Below are 15,957 nucleotides of genomic sequence, written 5' to 3'. Positions count from 1 at the left end.
ATCCGGAGCGTAACCCAACTCCCTTAGAGCCCCGGTATTTGCGGGATCTGTGGAATAGGCGGGATTTGTGGGATCTGCGGAATCGGCGGAATAGCTGGCGGTGAGGGGATCGCGGGGGCCTGCCACTGGTACGTCGTCGAGGTCGGGGTGTCGTAGTACGTGGGCTCGGAGGTCGGCGCGGGCGGCACTGGCTCCTGCGTCGATTCGATGGTCGTGGTCTCGGTGGTCGTCGACGACGATTCAGGTGAAGGCTCAGTGGTGGTGGTACTCGGCGTCGGCGATGTCGTCGTCAGCGGTGTGTTGTCGTTGACCACGCGCTTATCCGTGGACAACACGATGGTCATGAGCACCGCGACGATCGCGATGATGGCAGCGATGGTGCCGACGATCGCCGGCCCCGTTCGATACCAGGGCGTCGGCTTCTCGCTCTCCCCGATCATCCCCGAGAAGTAGCTCTCGTCGTCGTCGGGAGCGTTCGGTGTCTCGTGCTCACTCATCGCGCGGAGCCTAACCGAAGAATGTCAGCCGAACTGCGGGATTACCGTCGAAGCGAAGAACTCCAGGTGATCCAGATCGCGTATGTCGAGTAGTTGCGCGTAGACCCGCTGGACCCCGGCGTCGATGTAGGTGCCCAGCTTGTCCGCCACCGCGTCGGGAGTGCCCGCGAGCGGGCTGTTCTCGGTGATCTCGTCCACCTCGCGGCGGGCATTGGCCGCGCGGCGCGCGATATCGGTATCCGTATCGCCGACGCACAACGCGAAGGCCGCCGAGTAGATCATCGAATCTGCTGGCCGCCCAGCGACTTCGACCGCCTGCGCCACTCGTGCGTACTGGCCGGTGACGACATCGACGGGCTGAAACGGCACGTTGAACTCGGCGGCAAAACGGGCGGCGAGTGCCGGAGTGCGCTTGGCGCCGAGCCCGCCGATCACGATCGGCGGATGCGGCTCCTGCACAGGTTTGGGCAGCGCGGGGGAGTCGGTCACCGTGTAGTGCTTGCCCGCATAGGAGTAGGTGTCGCCGGTGGGTGTGGACCACAGGCCGGTGAGGATGTCGAGCTGCTCTTCCAGCCGATCGAACCGCTCGCCCAGCGGCGGGAAGGGAATGGCGTACGCCTCGTGCTCCTCGCTGAACCACCCGGCGCCCAGGCCGAGATCGACTCTGCCGCTGCTCATCTCGTCGACCTGCGCAACAGTGATGGCAAGCGGTCCCGGATGGCGGAAGGTAGCCGAGGTGACCAGAGTGCCCAGCCGGATGCTGGTGGTCTCCCGGGCGATGGCTCCCAGTGTCACCCAGGTGTCGGTGGGGCCGGGCAGCCCGTCGGCACCGCCCATCGCCAGGTAGTGATCGGACCGGAAGAACGCGGAGAATCCCAGTTCTTCGGCGGCCTGCGCCACCCGCAGCTGATCGGAGTAGGTGGCGCCCTGCTGCGGTTCAACGAATACCCGGAAGTCCATGACTGCCAGCGTACGTAAGGCCGCACACCCGAGCGCGGGCGCGTTGCGTCGATGGTTACGGTGGGTGAGCGAGATGAGCGTGAGTTGATGAGAATGCGGCGAAACGAGGGAAAGTGATATCACGCGTTGCGGTTTCGGCTATCGCGGTACTGGCTCTGGGTATGGGGCTGGCCGGTTGCTCTGGCACCGACAAGAACGACACCGCCACGGCTGGCTCGTCGTCGTCGCAGTCCTCACGATTGCTGAACTTCAGCGCCAAGACCATCGATGGCGCCGACTTCGCGGGCAGCAGTCTGACGGGTAAGAAGGCGGTGCTGTGGTTTTGGGCGCCGTGGTGCCCGACCTGTCAGAAGGAAGCCCCCGATCTGCAGCGGGCGGCCACTGCGCATCCGGACGTCACTTTTGTGGGCGTGGCGGCGCAGGATCAGGTGTCCGCGATGCGGGACTTCGTGACCAAATACGGCCTCACCTTTGTTCAGCTGGCTGATACCGATGCCGCGGTGTGGGCGCTGTATGACGTCACCCATCAACCGGCGTTTGCGTTCCTGGGATCTGACGGCAATGCCCAGGTGGTCAAGAGCCCGCTGTCAGGACCAGAACTCGACAAGAGAATCGGGCAGCTGCATTGATGCTGCGGTATTGGCGTGATTGATACCGCAGCACTGACTTTCGCGCTGGGAGCGGGGTTGGTGGCCGCACTTAATCCGTGCGGCTTCGCCTTTCTCCCGGGTTATCTCGGGCTGGTGATCGCCGGTAGTGACGGCACCGCATCGAGGCTGACCGCGGTGGCGCGGGCAGCGACCGCGACGGTGGCGATGGCCGCCGGTTTCCTGACGGTGTTCGGGATTTTCGGGCTGGTGATCTCGCCGGTGGTCGCCTCGGCCGGCCGCTACATGCCCTTCGCCACCGTGGTCATCGGTGTCGCGCTGGTAGCCCTGTCCCTCTGGCTGTTGTCCGGGCGTGAGCTCACCGTGGTGCTGCCCAGGGTTTCCGGCGGCGCGCCCACTGCCTCGCTGTTGTCCATGTACGGCTACGGGCTGACCTACGCGGTGGCATCACTGTCCTGCACCGTCGGCCCGTTTTTGGCGGTCATCAGCACCACCTTCAAACAGGGGTCCATCGTCTCGGGGGTGCTGGCCTTCGTCGCGTACGGGGCGGGAATGGCCGCGACGGTCGGCGTCGCGGCATTAGCCGTTGCGCTGCTGGGAAATTCGGTGCAGGCCACCATGCGGAAGGTCTTGCCGTATGTGGGCCGCATCGCCGGGGTGATCGTGCTGCTGACCGGGCTGTACGTCACCTACTACGGCTATTACGAGATTCGGCTGAACTTCGGTGACGGCAGCGCCGACGATCCGGTGATCAATGCGGCGAGCAAGGTGCAGACCTGGCTGGTGAACGTGGTGGACGAGACCGGCGTGTGGCCGCTGGTGGGCGGCATCGCGCTCATTGTGGTTGTCGCGGCGGCGAGTTCGTACGCCGTGCGCAGACGGCGCTGACCTCAGCCGGCCGGCGGAGCTGGGCAGTGGTTGCTTTGTTGCAATTGGCTGACCAGGCCCGTCAGTGTGTCTTGCTGGGCGGACGCCTGATCGAGATCCTGCTCTTGCGAGGCGGACATGGGGTGCCAGGTCCCGTCCTCATCGGACACGGTGACTAGTTGGTACTGATTCTGCAGGTCGTTGATCGTGCTGGTCAGATTGCGCAACGGAACGTCAAGAGCACTGATGCGGGCGTTAGCGTTCACCTGGTTCATGTAGCTCACCCCGTGAGTGAGTTGCGTGATGTCGTACCTTCTGAGGCCGCGAGGCTGAAGGCCCGCACCGATGTCATCGTTAAGGCTTTCAGCGATCTGCCCTAATGCTGTGCACACGGGCTGGGATGGCGCGGGGTCATCAGCCCACGCGCTCGGTGTCAGCACACCTCCTGCGATACCAGCCAAGATGACAGAAGCCGCGACAGTCCTTCGGGAAACCATGGCCCGCCTCTCACTGGAAGATTTGTTCTCTCACCGAATCAAGCTAGTGAGGAATTCTGGGAACGAACTGAGGATCTGCGCGCTCGCCTGTTTCGGGATCGAGGGTGGCACTGCACCGGCATTTCATGGGGACCACCTGCATCGATGCGTCGTGGGTGCCGGTGAGCGGGTACCGGGAACAAATGTCGGGGGTGGTCCGTTGACCAGTATGTCGAACTTGAGTCATGTAGGCTCAACTATGGCTTGACGAAAAGATCCGGACGAGGCAAACTTGAGCGGATCTCACTGAAGGCATTGAGGTAACCAACAGGAGGAATGAACTATGGCTCGTGCGGTCGGAATCGACCTCGGGACCACCAACTCCGTTGTCGCCGTCCTCGAAGGCGGCGACCCGGTAGTTGTCGCGAACTCGGAAGGCTCTCGCACCACCCCGTCCGTCGTTGCGTTCGCGCGCAATGGCGAGGTGCTGGTCGGGCAGCCCGCCAAGAACCAGGCGGTGACCAACGTCGACCGGACCATCCGGTCGGTCAAGCGTCACATGGGCACCGATTGGTCCGTTGAAATCGACGGAAAGAACTACACCCCCCAGGAGATCAGCGCCCGCACGCTGCAGAAGCTGAAGCGCGACGCCGAGGCCTACCTGGGTGAAGACATCGAGGACGCCGTCATCACCGTGCCGGCGTACTTCAACGACGCACAGCGTCAGGCGACCAAGGAAGCCGGCCAGATCGCCGGTCTAAACGTCCTGCGCATCGTCAACGAGCCGACCGCGGCCGCGCTGGCCTACGGCCTGGACAAGGGCGAGAAGGAACAGACCATTCTGGTCTTCGACCTCGGTGGTGGCACCTTCGATGTGTCGCTGCTGGAAATCGGCGACGGCGTCGTGGAGGTCCGTGCGACTTCCGGCGACAACCACCTCGGTGGTGACGACTGGGACGAGCGCATCGTGACCTGGCTCGTCGACAAGTTCAAGGCCAGCGCCGGTATCGACCTGACCAAGGACAAGATGGCCATGCAGCGTCTGCGTGAGGCTGCCGAGAAGGCGAAGATCGAGCTGTCCAGCTCGCAGTCGACCTCGATCAACCTGCCGTACATCACTGTTGACGCGGACAAGAACCCGTTGTTCCTCGACGAGCAGCTGACGCGTGCCGAATTCCAGAAGATCACTCAGGATCTGCTGGACCGCACCCGCAAGCCGTTCCAGTCGGTCATCAAGGATGCCGGTGTCTCCGTGGCCGACATCGATCACGTGGTGCTGGTGGGTGGTTCCACCCGTATGCCCGCGGTCACCGATCTGGTCAAGGAGCTGACCGGCGGTAAGGAGCCCAACAAGGGTGTCAACCCCGACGAGGTTGTCGCCGTGGGCGCCGCACTGCAGGCCGGCGTGCTCAAGGGCGAGGTGAAAGACGTTCTGTTGCTTGACGTCACCCCGCTGTCCCTCGGTATCGAGACCAAGGGTGGCGTGATGACCAAGCTCATCGAGCGCAACACCACCATCCCCACCAAGCGGTCCGAGACCTTCACCACGGCAGACGACAACCAGCCGTCGGTGCAGATCCAGGTGTACCAGGGCGAGCGCGAGATCGCTTCGCACAACAAGCTCCTGGGCTCCTTCGAGCTGACCGGTATCCCGCCGGCTCCGCGCGGTGTGCCGCAGATCGAGGTCACCTTCGACATCGATGCCAACGGCATCGTGCACGTGACCGCGAAGGACAAGGGCACCGGCAAGGAGAACACGATCAAGATCCAGGAAGGCTCCGGCCTCTCCAAGGAAGAGATCGACCGGATGATCAAGGACGCCGAGGCGCACGCCGACGAGGACAAGAAGCGTCGCGAAGAGGCCGATGTCCGCAACCAGGCCGAGTCGCTGGTCTACCAGACGGAGAAGTTCGTCAAGGAGCAGCGTGAGCCCGCCGAGGGCACCGAGAAGGTCGTCTCCGACGAGACGCTCTCCAAGGTGGACGACGCCATCGCCGATGCCAAGAAGGCACTGGAAGGCACCGATATCGGCGCCATCAAGGAAGCGATGGAGAAGCTCGGCGAGCAGTCGCAGGCACTGGGTCAGGCCATCTACGAGGCCGCAGCCGCCAAGGCCGGGGCTGAAGGCGCCGGAGCCGAAGGTGGCGCTGGCGCTGCCGACAGCGATGTCGTGGATGCCGAGGTCGTCGACGAGGAGAAGGACAGCAAGTGACCTCGTCAGGTGGGCAAGATCGGGATGAAGAACGCGAACCGGTGACCGTTACCGATAAGCGCCGGATCGATCCCAACACCGGCGCGGTTCGCGAAGAGGCGAAGGTGGCTGAAAAGCCAGCCACCGCAGCGGAACCGGGTGCTTCGGCACCCGGGTCCGCGGCCTCCGGGGGCGAGTCGGATGCGGATGCCAAGGTGGCCGAACTGACGGCCGACCTGCAGCGTGCGCACGCCGACTTCGCCAACTACCGCAAGCGGGTGGAACGGGACCGGCAGGCCGTCATCGATTCGGCCAAGGCATCCGTGGTGGCTCAGCTTCTGGGCGTGCTCGACGATCTCGACCGCGCGCGCGAGCACGGCGACCTGGAATCAGGTCCGCTGCGCAGTGTTTCGGACAAGCTGTCCGCGGCCCTCGAGGGGCTGGGATTGGCGACATTCGGTGCCGAAGGGGACGACTTCGATCCCTCGCTGCATGAGGCTGTTCAGCACGACGGCCAGGACGGCCATCCCGTGCTGGCGGCGGTGCTGCGCAAGGGCTACAAGATGGGCGATCGGGTGCTCCGTACTGCGATGGTCGTGGTAACCGACGGAAGTCCCAGTGATCCGGCAAGCCCCGAAGGCGGCGACACGGCTCAGCAGGAACCCGAAACAACGGGTGCCGAAACGCAATCCAAGACAGAATCAGAGTAAGAACTGCATAGCAATACCCGATGGACGCGAAGGAGGTGATGTCGGGTGACGCAACGTGAATGGGTCGAGAAGGACTTCTACAAGGAGCTCGGCCTCGCCTCCACCGCGAGCCAGGACGAGATCAAGAAGGCCGCACGCAAGCTGCTGGCCGAAAATCACCCGGACAGAAACCCGGGAAATCAGGCCGCCGAAGACCGTTACAAGGCCGTCAGCGAGGCCAAGGATGTGCTGTCAGACCCGGCCAAGCGCAAGGAGTACGACGAGACCCGTCGGCTCTTCGCCGGTGGCGGTTTCGGACGGCGCTTCGGCGACAACGGATTTGGTGGCGGCGGGGGATTCAGCGGCGGCACCAACAGCGCCGAGTTCAACCTGAATGACCTCTTCGGTAACGCCGACACCTCTGGTGGCGGCGGAATCGGCGATCTTTTCGGCGGTCTGTTCGGGCAGCGTGCGCAGCCGCGTGCCAGCCGCCCGCGCCGCGGCAACGATCTGGAAACCGAGACCCAGCTGGACTTCGTCGAAGCATGCAAGGGCGTATCGGTTCCGCTGCGGCTCACCAGCCCCGCCCCGTGCACCACCTGCCACGGCAGTGGCGCCCGCCCGGGCACCAGCCCGAAGGTTTGTGGCTCCTGTAATGGCAGCGGCGTCATCAATCGCAACCAGGGTGCGTTCGGATTCTCCGAACCGTGCGCCGATTGCCGTGGCACGGGCTCGATCATCGAGAACCCTTGCACCGACTGCCAGGGAACGGGCGTCACCACCCGAACCCGCACCATCACCGTGCGGATCCCGCCGGGAGTAGACGACGGACAACGGATTCGGCTGGCCGGACAGGGTGAGGCCGGACTGCGCGGCGCCCCTTCGGGCGATCTGTACGTCACCGTGCACGTGCGGCCCGACAAGGTGTTCAGCCGCGACGGGGACGACCTGCTGCTCACCGTTCCGGTGAGCTTTACCGAATTAGCTTTGGGTGCCACGGTTTCCGTGCCGACACTGGAAGGTCGCGTCGGGGTGAAGGTGCCCGCGGGTACCTCCGACGGGCGCATCCTGCGGGTGCGTGGACGCGGCATTCCGAAGCGTGCGGGCGGTAACGGCGACCTGCTGGTCACCGTCAAGGTGGCAGTGCCCTCGAAGCTGGAAGACAGTGCGCTGGAGGCATTGCAGCGCTATCAGGTAGCCGAGAAGGCCAGCGGATTTGATCCGCGCGCCGGCTGGGCGGGTGCACGATGACGCCCCGCCGTCAGCCGGAGCGAGGTGCTCGCACTTTTCTGATCTCCGTGGCCGCCGAGCTCGCCGGAATGCACGCGCAGACCCTGCGAACTTATGACCGGCTAGGGCTGGTCATCCCCGAACGCACCAGTGGTGGCGGTCGGCGCTACTCCCAGCGTGATGTGGACCTGCTGCGCGAGGTGCAGCGGCTGTCGCAAGATGAGGGCGTCAATCTCGCTGGTATCAAACGCGTTATCGAGCTGAGCAATCAGGTGGAGGCTTTGCAGGCCAAGGTCGCAGAGCTCACGGCCGAGGTGGCCCAGTTGCGCGCGGCGACCGCGGGTCGTGAGGTCGCAATCATCCCCAAGAGCACCGCGGTCGTCGTCTGGCAGCCGCGTCAACAACGCTAGAGCGGGTCGTGCTGGATTCTGGAGGCGTCGGCCCCCTTTGAGACGAGTGCCTCTTTGGTGGCCTGGATCATCGATGCCGAGCCGCCGAGCAGAATCTGGCGATCACCCCAGCCGCCGTAGGCCGTCACCACCTCGGAGAGCAATCCCGTCTGGCGGACGTGCAGGCCCCGGGGCGGTGTCGGATCGTGGTATTCGTTGGCCCAGTCCGGGTTTCGGGGGTACTCGGACACTGGTGTGACCGACAGCCACGGATTCGTCGAGGCGATATGCCACAGGGTCCACAGGTCGTAGAGTTCCTGCGGATAGCGTGCCCCGTAGAACAGGTGAACCCGCGGATTCTCGGCCCATTGCGACAGCTCCATGATGAGACACCGCAGCGGTGCGATGCCGGTGCTGCCCGCGACCATCAGCACATCTCCACCGTTGCGGTTCACCGACAGCGCGCCCAATGGCGGCGAAATTCGCCAGGTGTCACCGACTTTCGTCTTGTTGACCATGTCACCGCTGACAAGCCCGCCGGGTACGGCCTTGACGTGAAATTCGATGTAGCCCTCAGGGTCCGGCGGAATCGCCAAGCTCAGATAGCGCCAATTCCGGGGGCTCTGCGGCACCTGGACATGTACGTACTGTCCACAGTGGTAGTCCATGGGTGCGTTGAGTTTCAGCCGGATCAACGCAAGATCCCGTGAGGTGCGGTGGTATTCGATGACCTTCCCGTCCCACCAGGGCTGGCCGCTGTCCGAGGCGGCGGCGCTGCGCATCACCTCGACCATCACCGTGTAGACCTCGGTGGCGGTGGCCTCCATCCGCTGGTCCCAGATCGGTTGCAGCACCTCGCGTGTGGCGTCCAATAGGGCCTGGCGCATGGTGCCGTACTGGCTCTCGGTGGCCCCGAACTTCCGATGATCGCGGCCTAGCTGCGCCAGGAAATTGACCAGGCCCTCGGTGCGGTAGGCCGCCATCTCCCAGAGCACGAACTGCAGCGCCTGACGGAAGTGTTCGCGCGGTGTCGACATGTCGGCAGGGAAGAGGTCGCCGACGGTGGGGTCGACGGCGAACCAGCGGCTGTAGAAGCTTCGGACAAGTTTGTCTCCCGATAGCTCGACCCCGCCGACCAAGTCGTGCAGTGCTTCGACGTCCTCAAGCCCCACGAGCTTCCGTTGCCTCGCCTTTCCTGGTCCTGCCCACCGAGAGGCCAGTCTAGGAGGGAAGTTTGTGGACCGTCTGGGACTGCGCGAGGTCAGATGGGGAAGCGGGGGATTCGCGGGCCGCATATTCGTGTGCTGAAAAACTATCAGGTCCAATTGTCTGCACTACAGGCGCATGTCTGCAGATTGAATACTTTTGCCGAGTGTTACGACGGCGGCGTGGGGGGAATCACCGAGGACCTTCTGGGCCGATCGAGTGCGAGCCTGACGCGGGTGTTGGGCTCGAAAACCGCGTCAGGTTCGCACTCGACAGTTGTCAGACCAGCTCCGGTTTACGAAGTTCTGCCACGTTCGCGCCGCGCACCATCGCACGCTGCCGAGCCCCGTCGAGCGCCAGCATCGCGACACCGAGGCCCACCCAGCAGCACAGGATCAGGATCACTCCGGCCGAACCCGCCCCGTCGAAGTAGGCCATGGACCGCAGCAGCGTGCCGTTGGCCCCGGGGGGCAGGAATTGCCCAAGTAGACCAAGGCCTTTGGGTAGGAACTCGGGTGCACTGGTCAACCCCGAGAGCGGATTCCCGATCAACACGGCGACCGCCGCTCCCAATCCGATTCCGGGATATCCCAGCAGGGCGCCAAGGCCGGTGATGCTCAATGACATCGCCATCATGCCCAGTGTGAGGCCGGCGGTCACTCCCCAGAAGTTTTCGGTGATGACTCCCAGCCACGAATCCAGGATGACGCAGATGGTGAGTGCCGCCAGGAATGAGAACCCGACGGCGGTGGCCGCTTTGAGCCAGGTTCTGCCGGGAAACAACAATGTGAGAGCGACCGCCGGAAGCAGTCCGCCCAAGGTCATGGGCAGGGCCGCCGCGGCCAGGCCGATCCCGCGCGAATCCGAGGATGGCAGTGGAGCGAGGTCCTTGATGGACACCGCCATCCCGCTCTGCCTACCGATTTGTTGACCGATACCGGTCAGTGCTTGGGCGACGGCAGGACTGCCGCCCGTCGCGATCACGACGGTCGGTGCCGGGGGCATGAGGACGAATCCGCCATAGACGGAGCGGTTTTTGGTCGCTTCCTCGAGTTTGGTTTGACTCGGGTAGTGGGTGACGGCGAACGCGCCGGGTGAGGCACCCGCCAGTCGCTCGGTGAGCATGGCCACCTGCGCCGCCGATCCAGTGACGCCGATCGGCACGTCCCGCGGTGCGGTGCGTGCCGAGGGCCAGGCGAAGGCGATGAAGATGACGCCGAGCGCGCACGTCAGCAGGACGGCAACGGATGTGGCCCGCGCCCAGTCCGGCACTTGGTGATGAGCGCCTGGTTGGAGTTCGTGTTGGCCCGTCATGTCACCCTCCATTTCATTGAGTGTTGAATTAATTGAGATGAGAGTAGATCGCACGGTGCCTTTTTTCAACACTTGTGGAAAATTGGTACTGTAGAGCATGGCAACCAGCACGAATACCGCCCGACGGGGCCGGCGCCGTGGGGAAGCGGTCTCGCGAGAGCATGTGCTCGACGTTGCGAAGCGCTCATTCGCCGAGCGTGGCTATGAGAAGACGACCATCAGGGGTGTTGCCCGCGACGCGGGTATCGATCCGTCCATGGTCGTGTACCTCTTCGGATCGAAGGATGAGCTGTTTCGTCAGTCGATCCAGCTGGTGATCGACCCCAACGAGCTGGTGCTCGCTATTCGCGATGGCGAGGGCACGGTCGGTCAACGCTTTGTCAACGCGTACCTGTCGATATGGGAACAGGCAGGCACGGTCGACACGATGCTTGCGATCCTGCAGTCGGCCACCACCAACGACGATGCGCATCGCGCGTTTCGGGATTTCATGCAGAACTACGTGTTGGCGGCGATCAGCGAGGAACTGGGTGGGGGGCCAGAGGTGCGGACGCGATTCGCGCTGGCGGCCACCTCAATGGTTGGGACCGCGCTGCTGCGATACGCGCTCAAGATCGATCCATTGGTCGCGTTGACCAGGGAGCAGATGGTCGCCATATTGGCCCCGACCGTTGATCGGTATCTCACGGCCGATGCTTCCGAATTAGGTTTGCTTAGCTAACCGATCTAATTACGGCAGTCGCCCAGGTTCACGGAGTACAAAGGTCTCACCACCAACAATGGAGTGTGTGCCGTGGGCGATCTCGATGATCGGCTGGATGCCGTCGCCGATTTCTTCTATCCGCACGCTCCCGAACGCGTATGGAACGTCTTGGTCGACCCCGATGCCATGGGAGATTGGTTCGTCGAACAGGTTGGGTTCCGCGCGGTGGAAGGTATGCGGTTCCGGCTCACGGATCTTCCGATGCCCATTGCCAACTATTCCGGGGACATCGCGTGCGAAGTCTTGGTGGCTATTCGCAACGAAATGCTGGCAATTTCCTGGTGGGATACGAAATCGTCAGACCCGGTGGCCTGGCGAACCGCGTGGACGTTGTGCGAGGTTCCTGGCGGCACCGTGGTCACCGTGAGCCGACCGGCATTCAGTAGCGATGACCCTGCTGTGCGCAGGATGGCTGCTCTTTCCGATCGGTTCTGGCCGACGGCGATGGCCAAGCTCGGACGCCTGATCGATCGTGCAGCGACCACCCCGGTCGACGGGGGCTCCGTTGAGCTCTAGTCGGGTGAGTTTGCCTGGCTAACAGATGCGAACACGGCGGTAACCCAGATTGGTGGGGTATGAAAGATAACCCCATCAACCTGGAGAGTGCCGTGCTCGACGACGCGAACGACATCGCCACCATTCTTCTCGACCATTTCTATCCGCATCCGCCCGCGCGGGTGTGGAGCGTGATGGCGTGCCCAGACGCCATGGAGGAATGGCTGATGGACCCGGTTGGATTTCGGCCCCAGGTCGGAACCCGTTTCCGTTTCAAGGCGTTCCCCCTGCCCATGGCCGACTTCTCGGGCGCGCTGTCCTGCGAGGTCCTCGCGGCTACCCCGAACAGGGTGCTGTCGATCCGCTGGTGGGATATGAAATCGTCCACGCAGAGGGTGTCGACGGTGACGTGGACGCTGCACGAGGTTCCGGGCGGCACCATGGTCACGTTCCGGCACGAAGGGTTCGATCTCAGCGATTCCGCGTCGCGTATCTACCGGAAGATCTCCGAGCTTGGTTGGCCCGGCACGATGGGCCGGCTCGGGCGATGTATCGACACCGCATCGCGCGCCGGGAATCAGCCTCCGTGCCGTTTGGTCACCGATGTATCCGCCTGATCGTCCGCACACATCACGCATCTGCGGTATCCCAGGGGTATGACCGCCTCGCGGGACGACCTGACATCGGTGACGGTCGGGCAGTTCTTCCCATATCCAGCCGAGCAGGTCTGGCTTGCCATCACCTCGGCCGCTTCGGTTTCAGACTGGACCACCGAGGTCGACAGGGATGCGGTCGAGGCGGGCAGGTCGTTCTCATTCACCACCTTTCCGATGCCCGAGGTGAATTTCGGTGGCCGCGGGAACTGTGAGTTCACCGACGTCGTACCCGGTGAACGCATGGTCTACAGATTCACCACACCGGAGGACTCCTGGGATCTGCGGGTTACGTGGACGCTTCACCCCGAGCCCGGAGGAACGCGATTACTGGTCGTGCACACCGGATTTGACCTCGCCAACCCCGCGCATGTGAGACTTCGCGCGCTCGTTCGGGATTTATGGGCGTTGGTCATGTCACGTATCGAAGAGCTCTTGGCCTTCCCCGAGTCCGGCGCGGATCCGCCGCCCGACGATGCGACGGCCTTCAGTTTGGGCGAGTTCTATCGCCATCCGCCGCGCACGGTTTGGCAGGTGGTCACCTCGAAGGAGTTCGTGGGCGACCTGGTGAACGACCACGATTTGGTGTCGGTGGAAGCCGGGAGCCGGCTGGTCATCAGCACCTATGCGATTCCGCTCGTCGGATTCGCCGGACGGGTCGAGATGGAGTTCCTGGAGGTGCACGAGCCCGAGCTCATCGACAGCACCTTCGAGATTCCGATCCTGGGTGGAATCACCACGCTGCGGATGACCTGGCGACTGATTCCCAGGGATGGCGGTACTCAGCTCTGGTTCACGCTGAGCGGGTTCGATCCCCAGTCGCCGCTCAATCGCCAGCTGCGGTCGGTTCTGCGTGGCGGAGCGCTTCCCGTGTTGTCGCGTGTCGGCGAGCTGCTCGAGGGGCGCGGCGACCGCGTGTGATCTCCGATTCGGTTCGGAGCACCCCGGGGTGTGATGAGCTAGACACGGCACCGCGAAAATTCTCAAAGTTGAGCGGAACAGACTCAAGGTTGGCTGCGTTGGAACTACTGACAAGCATTTCTCTCAACCCATGGAGGTGTTGTGGACTCGTTCAATCCGACCACGAAAACCCAGGCCGCGCTGACTGCTGCCCTCCAGGCAGCGACCACAGCAGGCAACCCCGAAATACGTCCCGCCCACCTGCTGGTGGCGCTGCTGAGCCAGACCGATGGCATCGCCGCACCCCTGCTGCAGGCTGTGGGCGTAGACCCCGCGACCGTTCGCAATGAGGCGCAGGCTATCGCCGATCGGCTTCCTCAGGTCAGCAACGCCAGCGCCAACCCGCAGCTTTCGCGCGATTCCATCGCCGCGATCACCACGGCGCAGCAGCTCGCCACCGAGCTCAATGACGACTACGTATCCACCGAGCACCTGCTCGTCGGCTTGGCCACCGGTGATTCCGATATCGCCAAGCTGCTCGCCAACAACGGTGCCACCCCGAACGCGTTGCGCGAGGCCTTTGTTCAGGTGCGTGGCAGTGGCCGGGTGACCAGCCCCGAGCCCGAGTCGACGTTCCAGGCGTTGGAGAAGTACTCCACCGACCTGACCGCCCGTGCCCGCGAGGGAAAGCTCGACCCGGTGATCGGTCGCGACACCGAGATTCGCCGCGTCGTGCAGGTGCTCAGCCGTCGGACCAAGAACAATCCGGTGTTGATCGGTGAGCCCGGCGTCGGTAAGACCGCCATCGTGGAGGGGCTGGCGCAGCGCATCGTGGCCGGCGATGTGCCCGAAAGCCTGCGCGGCAAGACCGTTGTCTCCTTGGATCTCGGATCCATGGTCGCGGGCGCCAAGTACCGAGGTGAGTTCGAGGAACGTCTCAAGGCTGTCCTCGACGAGATCAAGAACTCTGCGGGACAGCTGATTACGTTCATCGACGAGCTGCACACCATCGTCGGTGCGGGTGCCACGGGTGAGTCGGCGATGGACGCCGGCAACATGATCAAGCCCATGCTGGCGCGCGGCGAGCTGCGCCTGGTCGGCGCCACCACACTCGACGAGTACCGCAAGTACATCGAGAAGGACGCCGCCCTGGAGCGCCGGTTCCAGCAGGTGCTGGTGGGGGAGCCTTCGGTGGAGGACACCGTCGGCATCCTGCGCGGCATCAAGGAGCGCTACGAGGTTCACCACGGCGTGCGGATCACCGACTCTGCGCTGGTGGCCGCAGCCACCCTCTCCGACCGGTACATCACCTCTCGATTCCTGCCCGATAAGGCCATCGACCTGGTCGACGAGGCCGCATCGCGTCTGCGCATGGAAATCGATTCGCGCCCTGTGGAAATCGATGAGGTCGAGCGTGTCGTGCGTCGTCTCGAGATCGAAGAGATGGCGCTGTCCAAGGAAGACGACGAGGCCTCCAAGCAGCGTCTGGTGAAGCTGCGCGAGGAGCTGGCCGACAAGAAGGAACGGCTCGCCGAGTTGACTGCTCGGTGGCAGAACGAGAAGAACGCCATCGACGTGGTCCGCGAACTCAAGGAGCAATTGGAAACCCTCAAGGGTGAATCCGATCGCGCCGAGCGAGACGGCGACCTCGGCAAGGTCGCGGAGCTGCGCTACGGGCGCATCCCCGATCTGGAGAAGCAGCTGGAGGCCGCGCTGCCCGGAGCCCAGGCACGCGAAAGCGTCATGCTCAAGGAAGAGGTCGGGCCCGACGACGTCGCCGACGTGGTGTCGGCCTGGACCGGTATTCCGGCCGGGCGGCTCATGGAGGGCGAGACCGCCAAGCTGCTGCGCATGGAAGACGTGCTGGGCGCGCGGGTCGTGGGCCAGGCCAAGGCCGTCGAGGCGGTTTCCGATGCGGTGCGCCGTGCCCGGGCCGGTGTCGCCGACCCCAACCGGCCCACCGGTTCGTTCCTGTTCCTGGGGCCCACCGGTGTCGGCAAGACCGAGCTCGCCAAGGCGCTCGCGGACTTCCTGTTCGACGACGAGCACGCCATGGTGCGCATCGACATGTCTGAATACGGCGAAAAGCACTCCGTGGCAAGGCTTGTCGGTGCCCCGCCCGGATATGTCGGATATGACGCCGGTGGTCAGCTGACCGAGGCGGTGCGGCGGCGCCCGTACACAGTGGTGCTTTTCGACGAGGTCGAGAAGGCGCACCCGGACGTGTTCGACGTGCTGCTGCAGGTGCTCGACGAGGGACGGCTCACCGACGGCCAGGGCCGCACGGTGGACTTCCGGAACACCATCTTGATCCTTACCTCCAACCTGGGTGCCGGTGGCTCCGAGGAGCAGGTGATGGCGGCGGTGCGCGCCAAGTTCAAGCCGGAGTTCATCAACCGGCTCGACGACGTGCTCATCTTCGAGCCGCTCAACCCCGAGGAGCTGGTGCGGATCGTCGACATCCAGTTGGCGCAGCTGCAGAAGCGGCTCGCCCAGCGGCGGTTGACGCTCGAGGTGTCCGAGCCCGCCAAGAATTGGCTGGCCCAACGCGGATTCGATCCGATCTACGGGGCGCGTCCGTTGCGTCGCCTGGTACAGCAGGCCATCGGCGACAAGCTGGCCAAACAGCTGTTGGCCGGTGAGGTGCACGACGGTGACGTGGTTCCGGTGAACGTCAGCGCCGACGGCGACTCGCTCACTCTGGGATAAGTAGCTGTCG

Annotated in this window: 16 protein-coding genes; 11 read left to right on the top strand and 5 right to left on the bottom strand. The window is 64.0% G+C overall.

Going from position 1 to position 15,957, the window contains the following annotated elements; translation table 11 throughout:
- Nucleotides 1-23: 23 nt before the first annotated feature.
- A complete protein-coding gene (locus BB28_RS24770; protein WP_046254998.1) occupies nt 24-497 on the bottom strand; it encodes a hypothetical protein in 474 nt (157 codons plus the stop codon).
- Nucleotides 498-521: 24 nt separating this feature from the next.
- Nucleotides 522-1,457 carry an LLM class F420-dependent oxidoreductase gene (locus BB28_RS21620; protein WP_046254997.1) on the bottom strand — a complete coding sequence of 312 codons (936 nt, stop codon included), beginning with the start codon at nt 1,455-1,457 and terminating at the stop codon, nt 522-524.
- A 161-nt stretch (nt 1,458-1,618) separates the two neighbouring features.
- On the opposite strand from BB28_RS21620, the gene BB28_RS21615 reads away from it, so the two are divergent.
- Together BB28_RS21615 and BB28_RS21610 are read left to right on the top strand one after the other, a co-directional pair.
- Nucleotides 1,619-2,086 carry a redoxin domain-containing protein gene (locus BB28_RS21615; RefSeq protein WP_046256059.1) on the top strand — a complete coding sequence of 156 codons (468 nt, stop codon included), beginning with the start codon at nt 1,619-1,621 and terminating at the stop codon, nt 2,084-2,086.
- Between the two features lie 15 nt (nt 2,087-2,101).
- Nucleotides 2,102-2,953, top strand: coding sequence for a cytochrome c biogenesis CcdA family protein (locus BB28_RS21610; protein WP_046254996.1), 852 nt, complete (start codon nt 2,102-2,104; stop codon nt 2,951-2,953).
- 2 nt (nt 2,954-2,955) lie between these two features.
- On the opposite strand, the gene BB28_RS25155 is transcribed toward BB28_RS21610, so the two are convergent.
- Nucleotides 2,956-3,207 carry a hypothetical protein gene (locus BB28_RS25155; protein ID WP_126315440.1) on the bottom strand — a complete coding sequence of 84 codons (252 nt, stop codon included), beginning with the start codon at nt 3,205-3,207 and terminating at the stop codon, nt 2,956-2,958.
- Nucleotides 3,208-3,751: 544 nt separating this feature from the next.
- On the opposite strand from BB28_RS25155, the gene dnaK reads away from it, so the two are divergent.
- The 4 genes from dnaK to BB28_RS21585 are packed head-to-tail and all read left to right on the top strand — an operon-like array spanning nt 3,752 to nt 7,928.
- On the top strand, nt 3,752-5,620 hold the full coding sequence (gene dnaK / locus BB28_RS21600; protein WP_030097167.1) for a molecular chaperone DnaK: 1,869 nt from the start codon (nt 3,752-3,754) through the stop codon (nt 5,618-5,620).
- Nucleotides 5,617-6,309: a nucleotide exchange factor GrpE gene (gene grpE / locus BB28_RS21595; protein WP_046254994.1), complete on the top strand. Its 693-nt coding sequence runs from the start codon at nt 5,617-5,619 to the stop codon at nt 6,307-6,309. Before dnaK ends, grpE begins: the two co-directional genes overlap by 4 nt.
- Before the next feature lie 45 nt (nt 6,310-6,354).
- Entirely contained in the window at nt 6,355-7,539 is a 1,185-nt protein-coding gene (dnaJ, locus tag BB28_RS21590; RefSeq protein ID WP_046254993.1) for a molecular chaperone DnaJ, read from the top strand.
- Nucleotides 7,536-7,928, top strand: a complete 393-nt coding sequence (locus tag BB28_RS21585) for a heat shock protein transcriptional repressor HspR (protein WP_046254992.1) — start codon at nt 7,536-7,538, stop codon at nt 7,926-7,928. Before dnaJ ends, BB28_RS21585 begins: the two co-directional genes overlap by 4 nt.
- Here the strand turns inward: BB28_RS21585 and BB28_RS21580 are convergent.
- The gene (locus tag BB28_RS21580) at nt 7,925-9,079 is read right to left on the bottom strand and encodes an FAD-binding oxidoreductase (protein ID WP_046254991.1); all 1,155 of its coding nucleotides are present in this window, start codon (nt 9,077-9,079) and stop codon (nt 7,925-7,927) included. The two genes, BB28_RS21585 and BB28_RS21580, sit on opposite strands and share 4 nt — an antisense overlap.
- Before the next feature lie 313 nt (nt 9,080-9,392).
- Nucleotides 9,393-10,427 (bottom strand): ABC transporter permease, encoded by a 1,035-nt coding sequence (locus tag BB28_RS21575; protein ID WP_046256058.1) that lies wholly within the window; start codon nt 10,425-10,427, stop codon nt 9,393-9,395.
- Between the two features lie 97 nt (nt 10,428-10,524).
- Here BB28_RS21575 and BB28_RS21570 point away from each other — a divergent pair, with 97 nt between their 5' ends.
- From BB28_RS21570 to clpB, 5 genes are all read left to right on the top strand, one after another.
- A complete protein-coding gene (locus tag BB28_RS21570) occupies nt 10,525-11,148 on the top strand; it encodes a TetR/AcrR family transcriptional regulator (RefSeq protein ID WP_046254990.1) in 624 nt (207 codons plus the stop codon).
- Nucleotides 11,149-11,220: 72 nt separating this feature from the next.
- Entirely contained in the window at nt 11,221-11,706 is a 486-nt protein-coding gene (locus BB28_RS21565; RefSeq protein ID WP_225421955.1) for an SRPBCC family protein, read from the top strand.
- A gap of 59 nt (nt 11,707-11,765) precedes the next feature.
- Complete coding sequence (locus tag BB28_RS21560) at nt 11,766-12,302, top strand: SRPBCC family protein (protein ID WP_046254989.1); 537 nt, start codon at nt 11,766-11,768, stop codon at nt 12,300-12,302.
- Nucleotides 12,303-12,341: 39 nt separating this feature from the next.
- On the top strand, nt 12,342-13,259 hold the full coding sequence (locus tag BB28_RS21555) for an SRPBCC family protein (RefSeq protein ID WP_046254988.1): 918 nt from the start codon (nt 12,342-12,344) through the stop codon (nt 13,257-13,259).
- 141 nt (nt 13,260-13,400) lie between these two features.
- On the top strand, nt 13,401-15,947 hold the full coding sequence (gene clpB, locus BB28_RS21550) for an ATP-dependent chaperone ClpB (RefSeq protein WP_046254987.1): 2,547 nt from the start codon (nt 13,401-13,403) through the stop codon (nt 15,945-15,947).
- Nucleotides 15,948-15,957: the final 10 nt, after the last annotated feature.

It is taken from the genome of Mycobacteroides chelonae CCUG 47445 (assembly GCF_001632805.1).
Taxonomy (GTDB): Bacteria; Actinomycetota; Actinomycetes; order Mycobacteriales; family Mycobacteriaceae; genus Mycobacterium; species Mycobacterium chelonae.
This window is presented reverse-complemented; position numbering and strand designations above follow the sequence as displayed.

Excerpts from the sequence above, each read along its gene's own strand:
- BB28_RS24770 (WP_046254998.1), bottom strand. The coding sequence starts at position 497 with ATGAGTGAGCACGAGACACCGAACGCTCCCGACGACGACGAGAGCTAC.
- BB28_RS21620 (WP_046254997.1), bottom strand. The coding sequence starts at position 1,457 with ATGGACTTCCGGGTATTCGTTGAACCGCAGCAGGGCGCCACCTACTCC.
- BB28_RS21615 (WP_046256059.1), top strand. The coding sequence starts at position 1,619 with ATGGGGCTGGCCGGTTGCTCTGGCACCGACAAGAACGACACCGCCACG.
- BB28_RS25155 (WP_126315440.1), bottom strand. The coding sequence starts at position 3,207 with ATGAACCAGGTGAACGCTAACGCCCGCATCAGTGCTCTTGACGTTCCG.
- dnaK (WP_030097167.1), top strand. The coding sequence starts at position 3,752 with ATGGCTCGTGCGGTCGGAATCGACCTCGGGACCACCAACTCCGTTGTC.
- BB28_RS21585 (WP_046254992.1), top strand. The coding sequence starts at position 7,536 with ATGACGCCCCGCCGTCAGCCGGAGCGAGGTGCTCGCACTTTTCTGATC.
- BB28_RS21575 (WP_046256058.1), bottom strand. The coding sequence starts at position 10,427 with ATGACGGGCCAACACGAACTCCAACCAGGCGCTCATCACCAAGTGCCG.
- BB28_RS21570 (WP_046254990.1), top strand. The coding sequence starts at position 10,525 with ATGGCAACCAGCACGAATACCGCCCGACGGGGCCGGCGCCGTGGGGAA.
- BB28_RS21560 (WP_046254989.1), top strand. The coding sequence starts at position 11,766 with ATGAAAGATAACCCCATCAACCTGGAGAGTGCCGTGCTCGACGACGCG.
- BB28_RS21555 (WP_046254988.1), top strand. The coding sequence starts at position 12,342 with ATGACCGCCTCGCGGGACGACCTGACATCGGTGACGGTCGGGCAGTTC.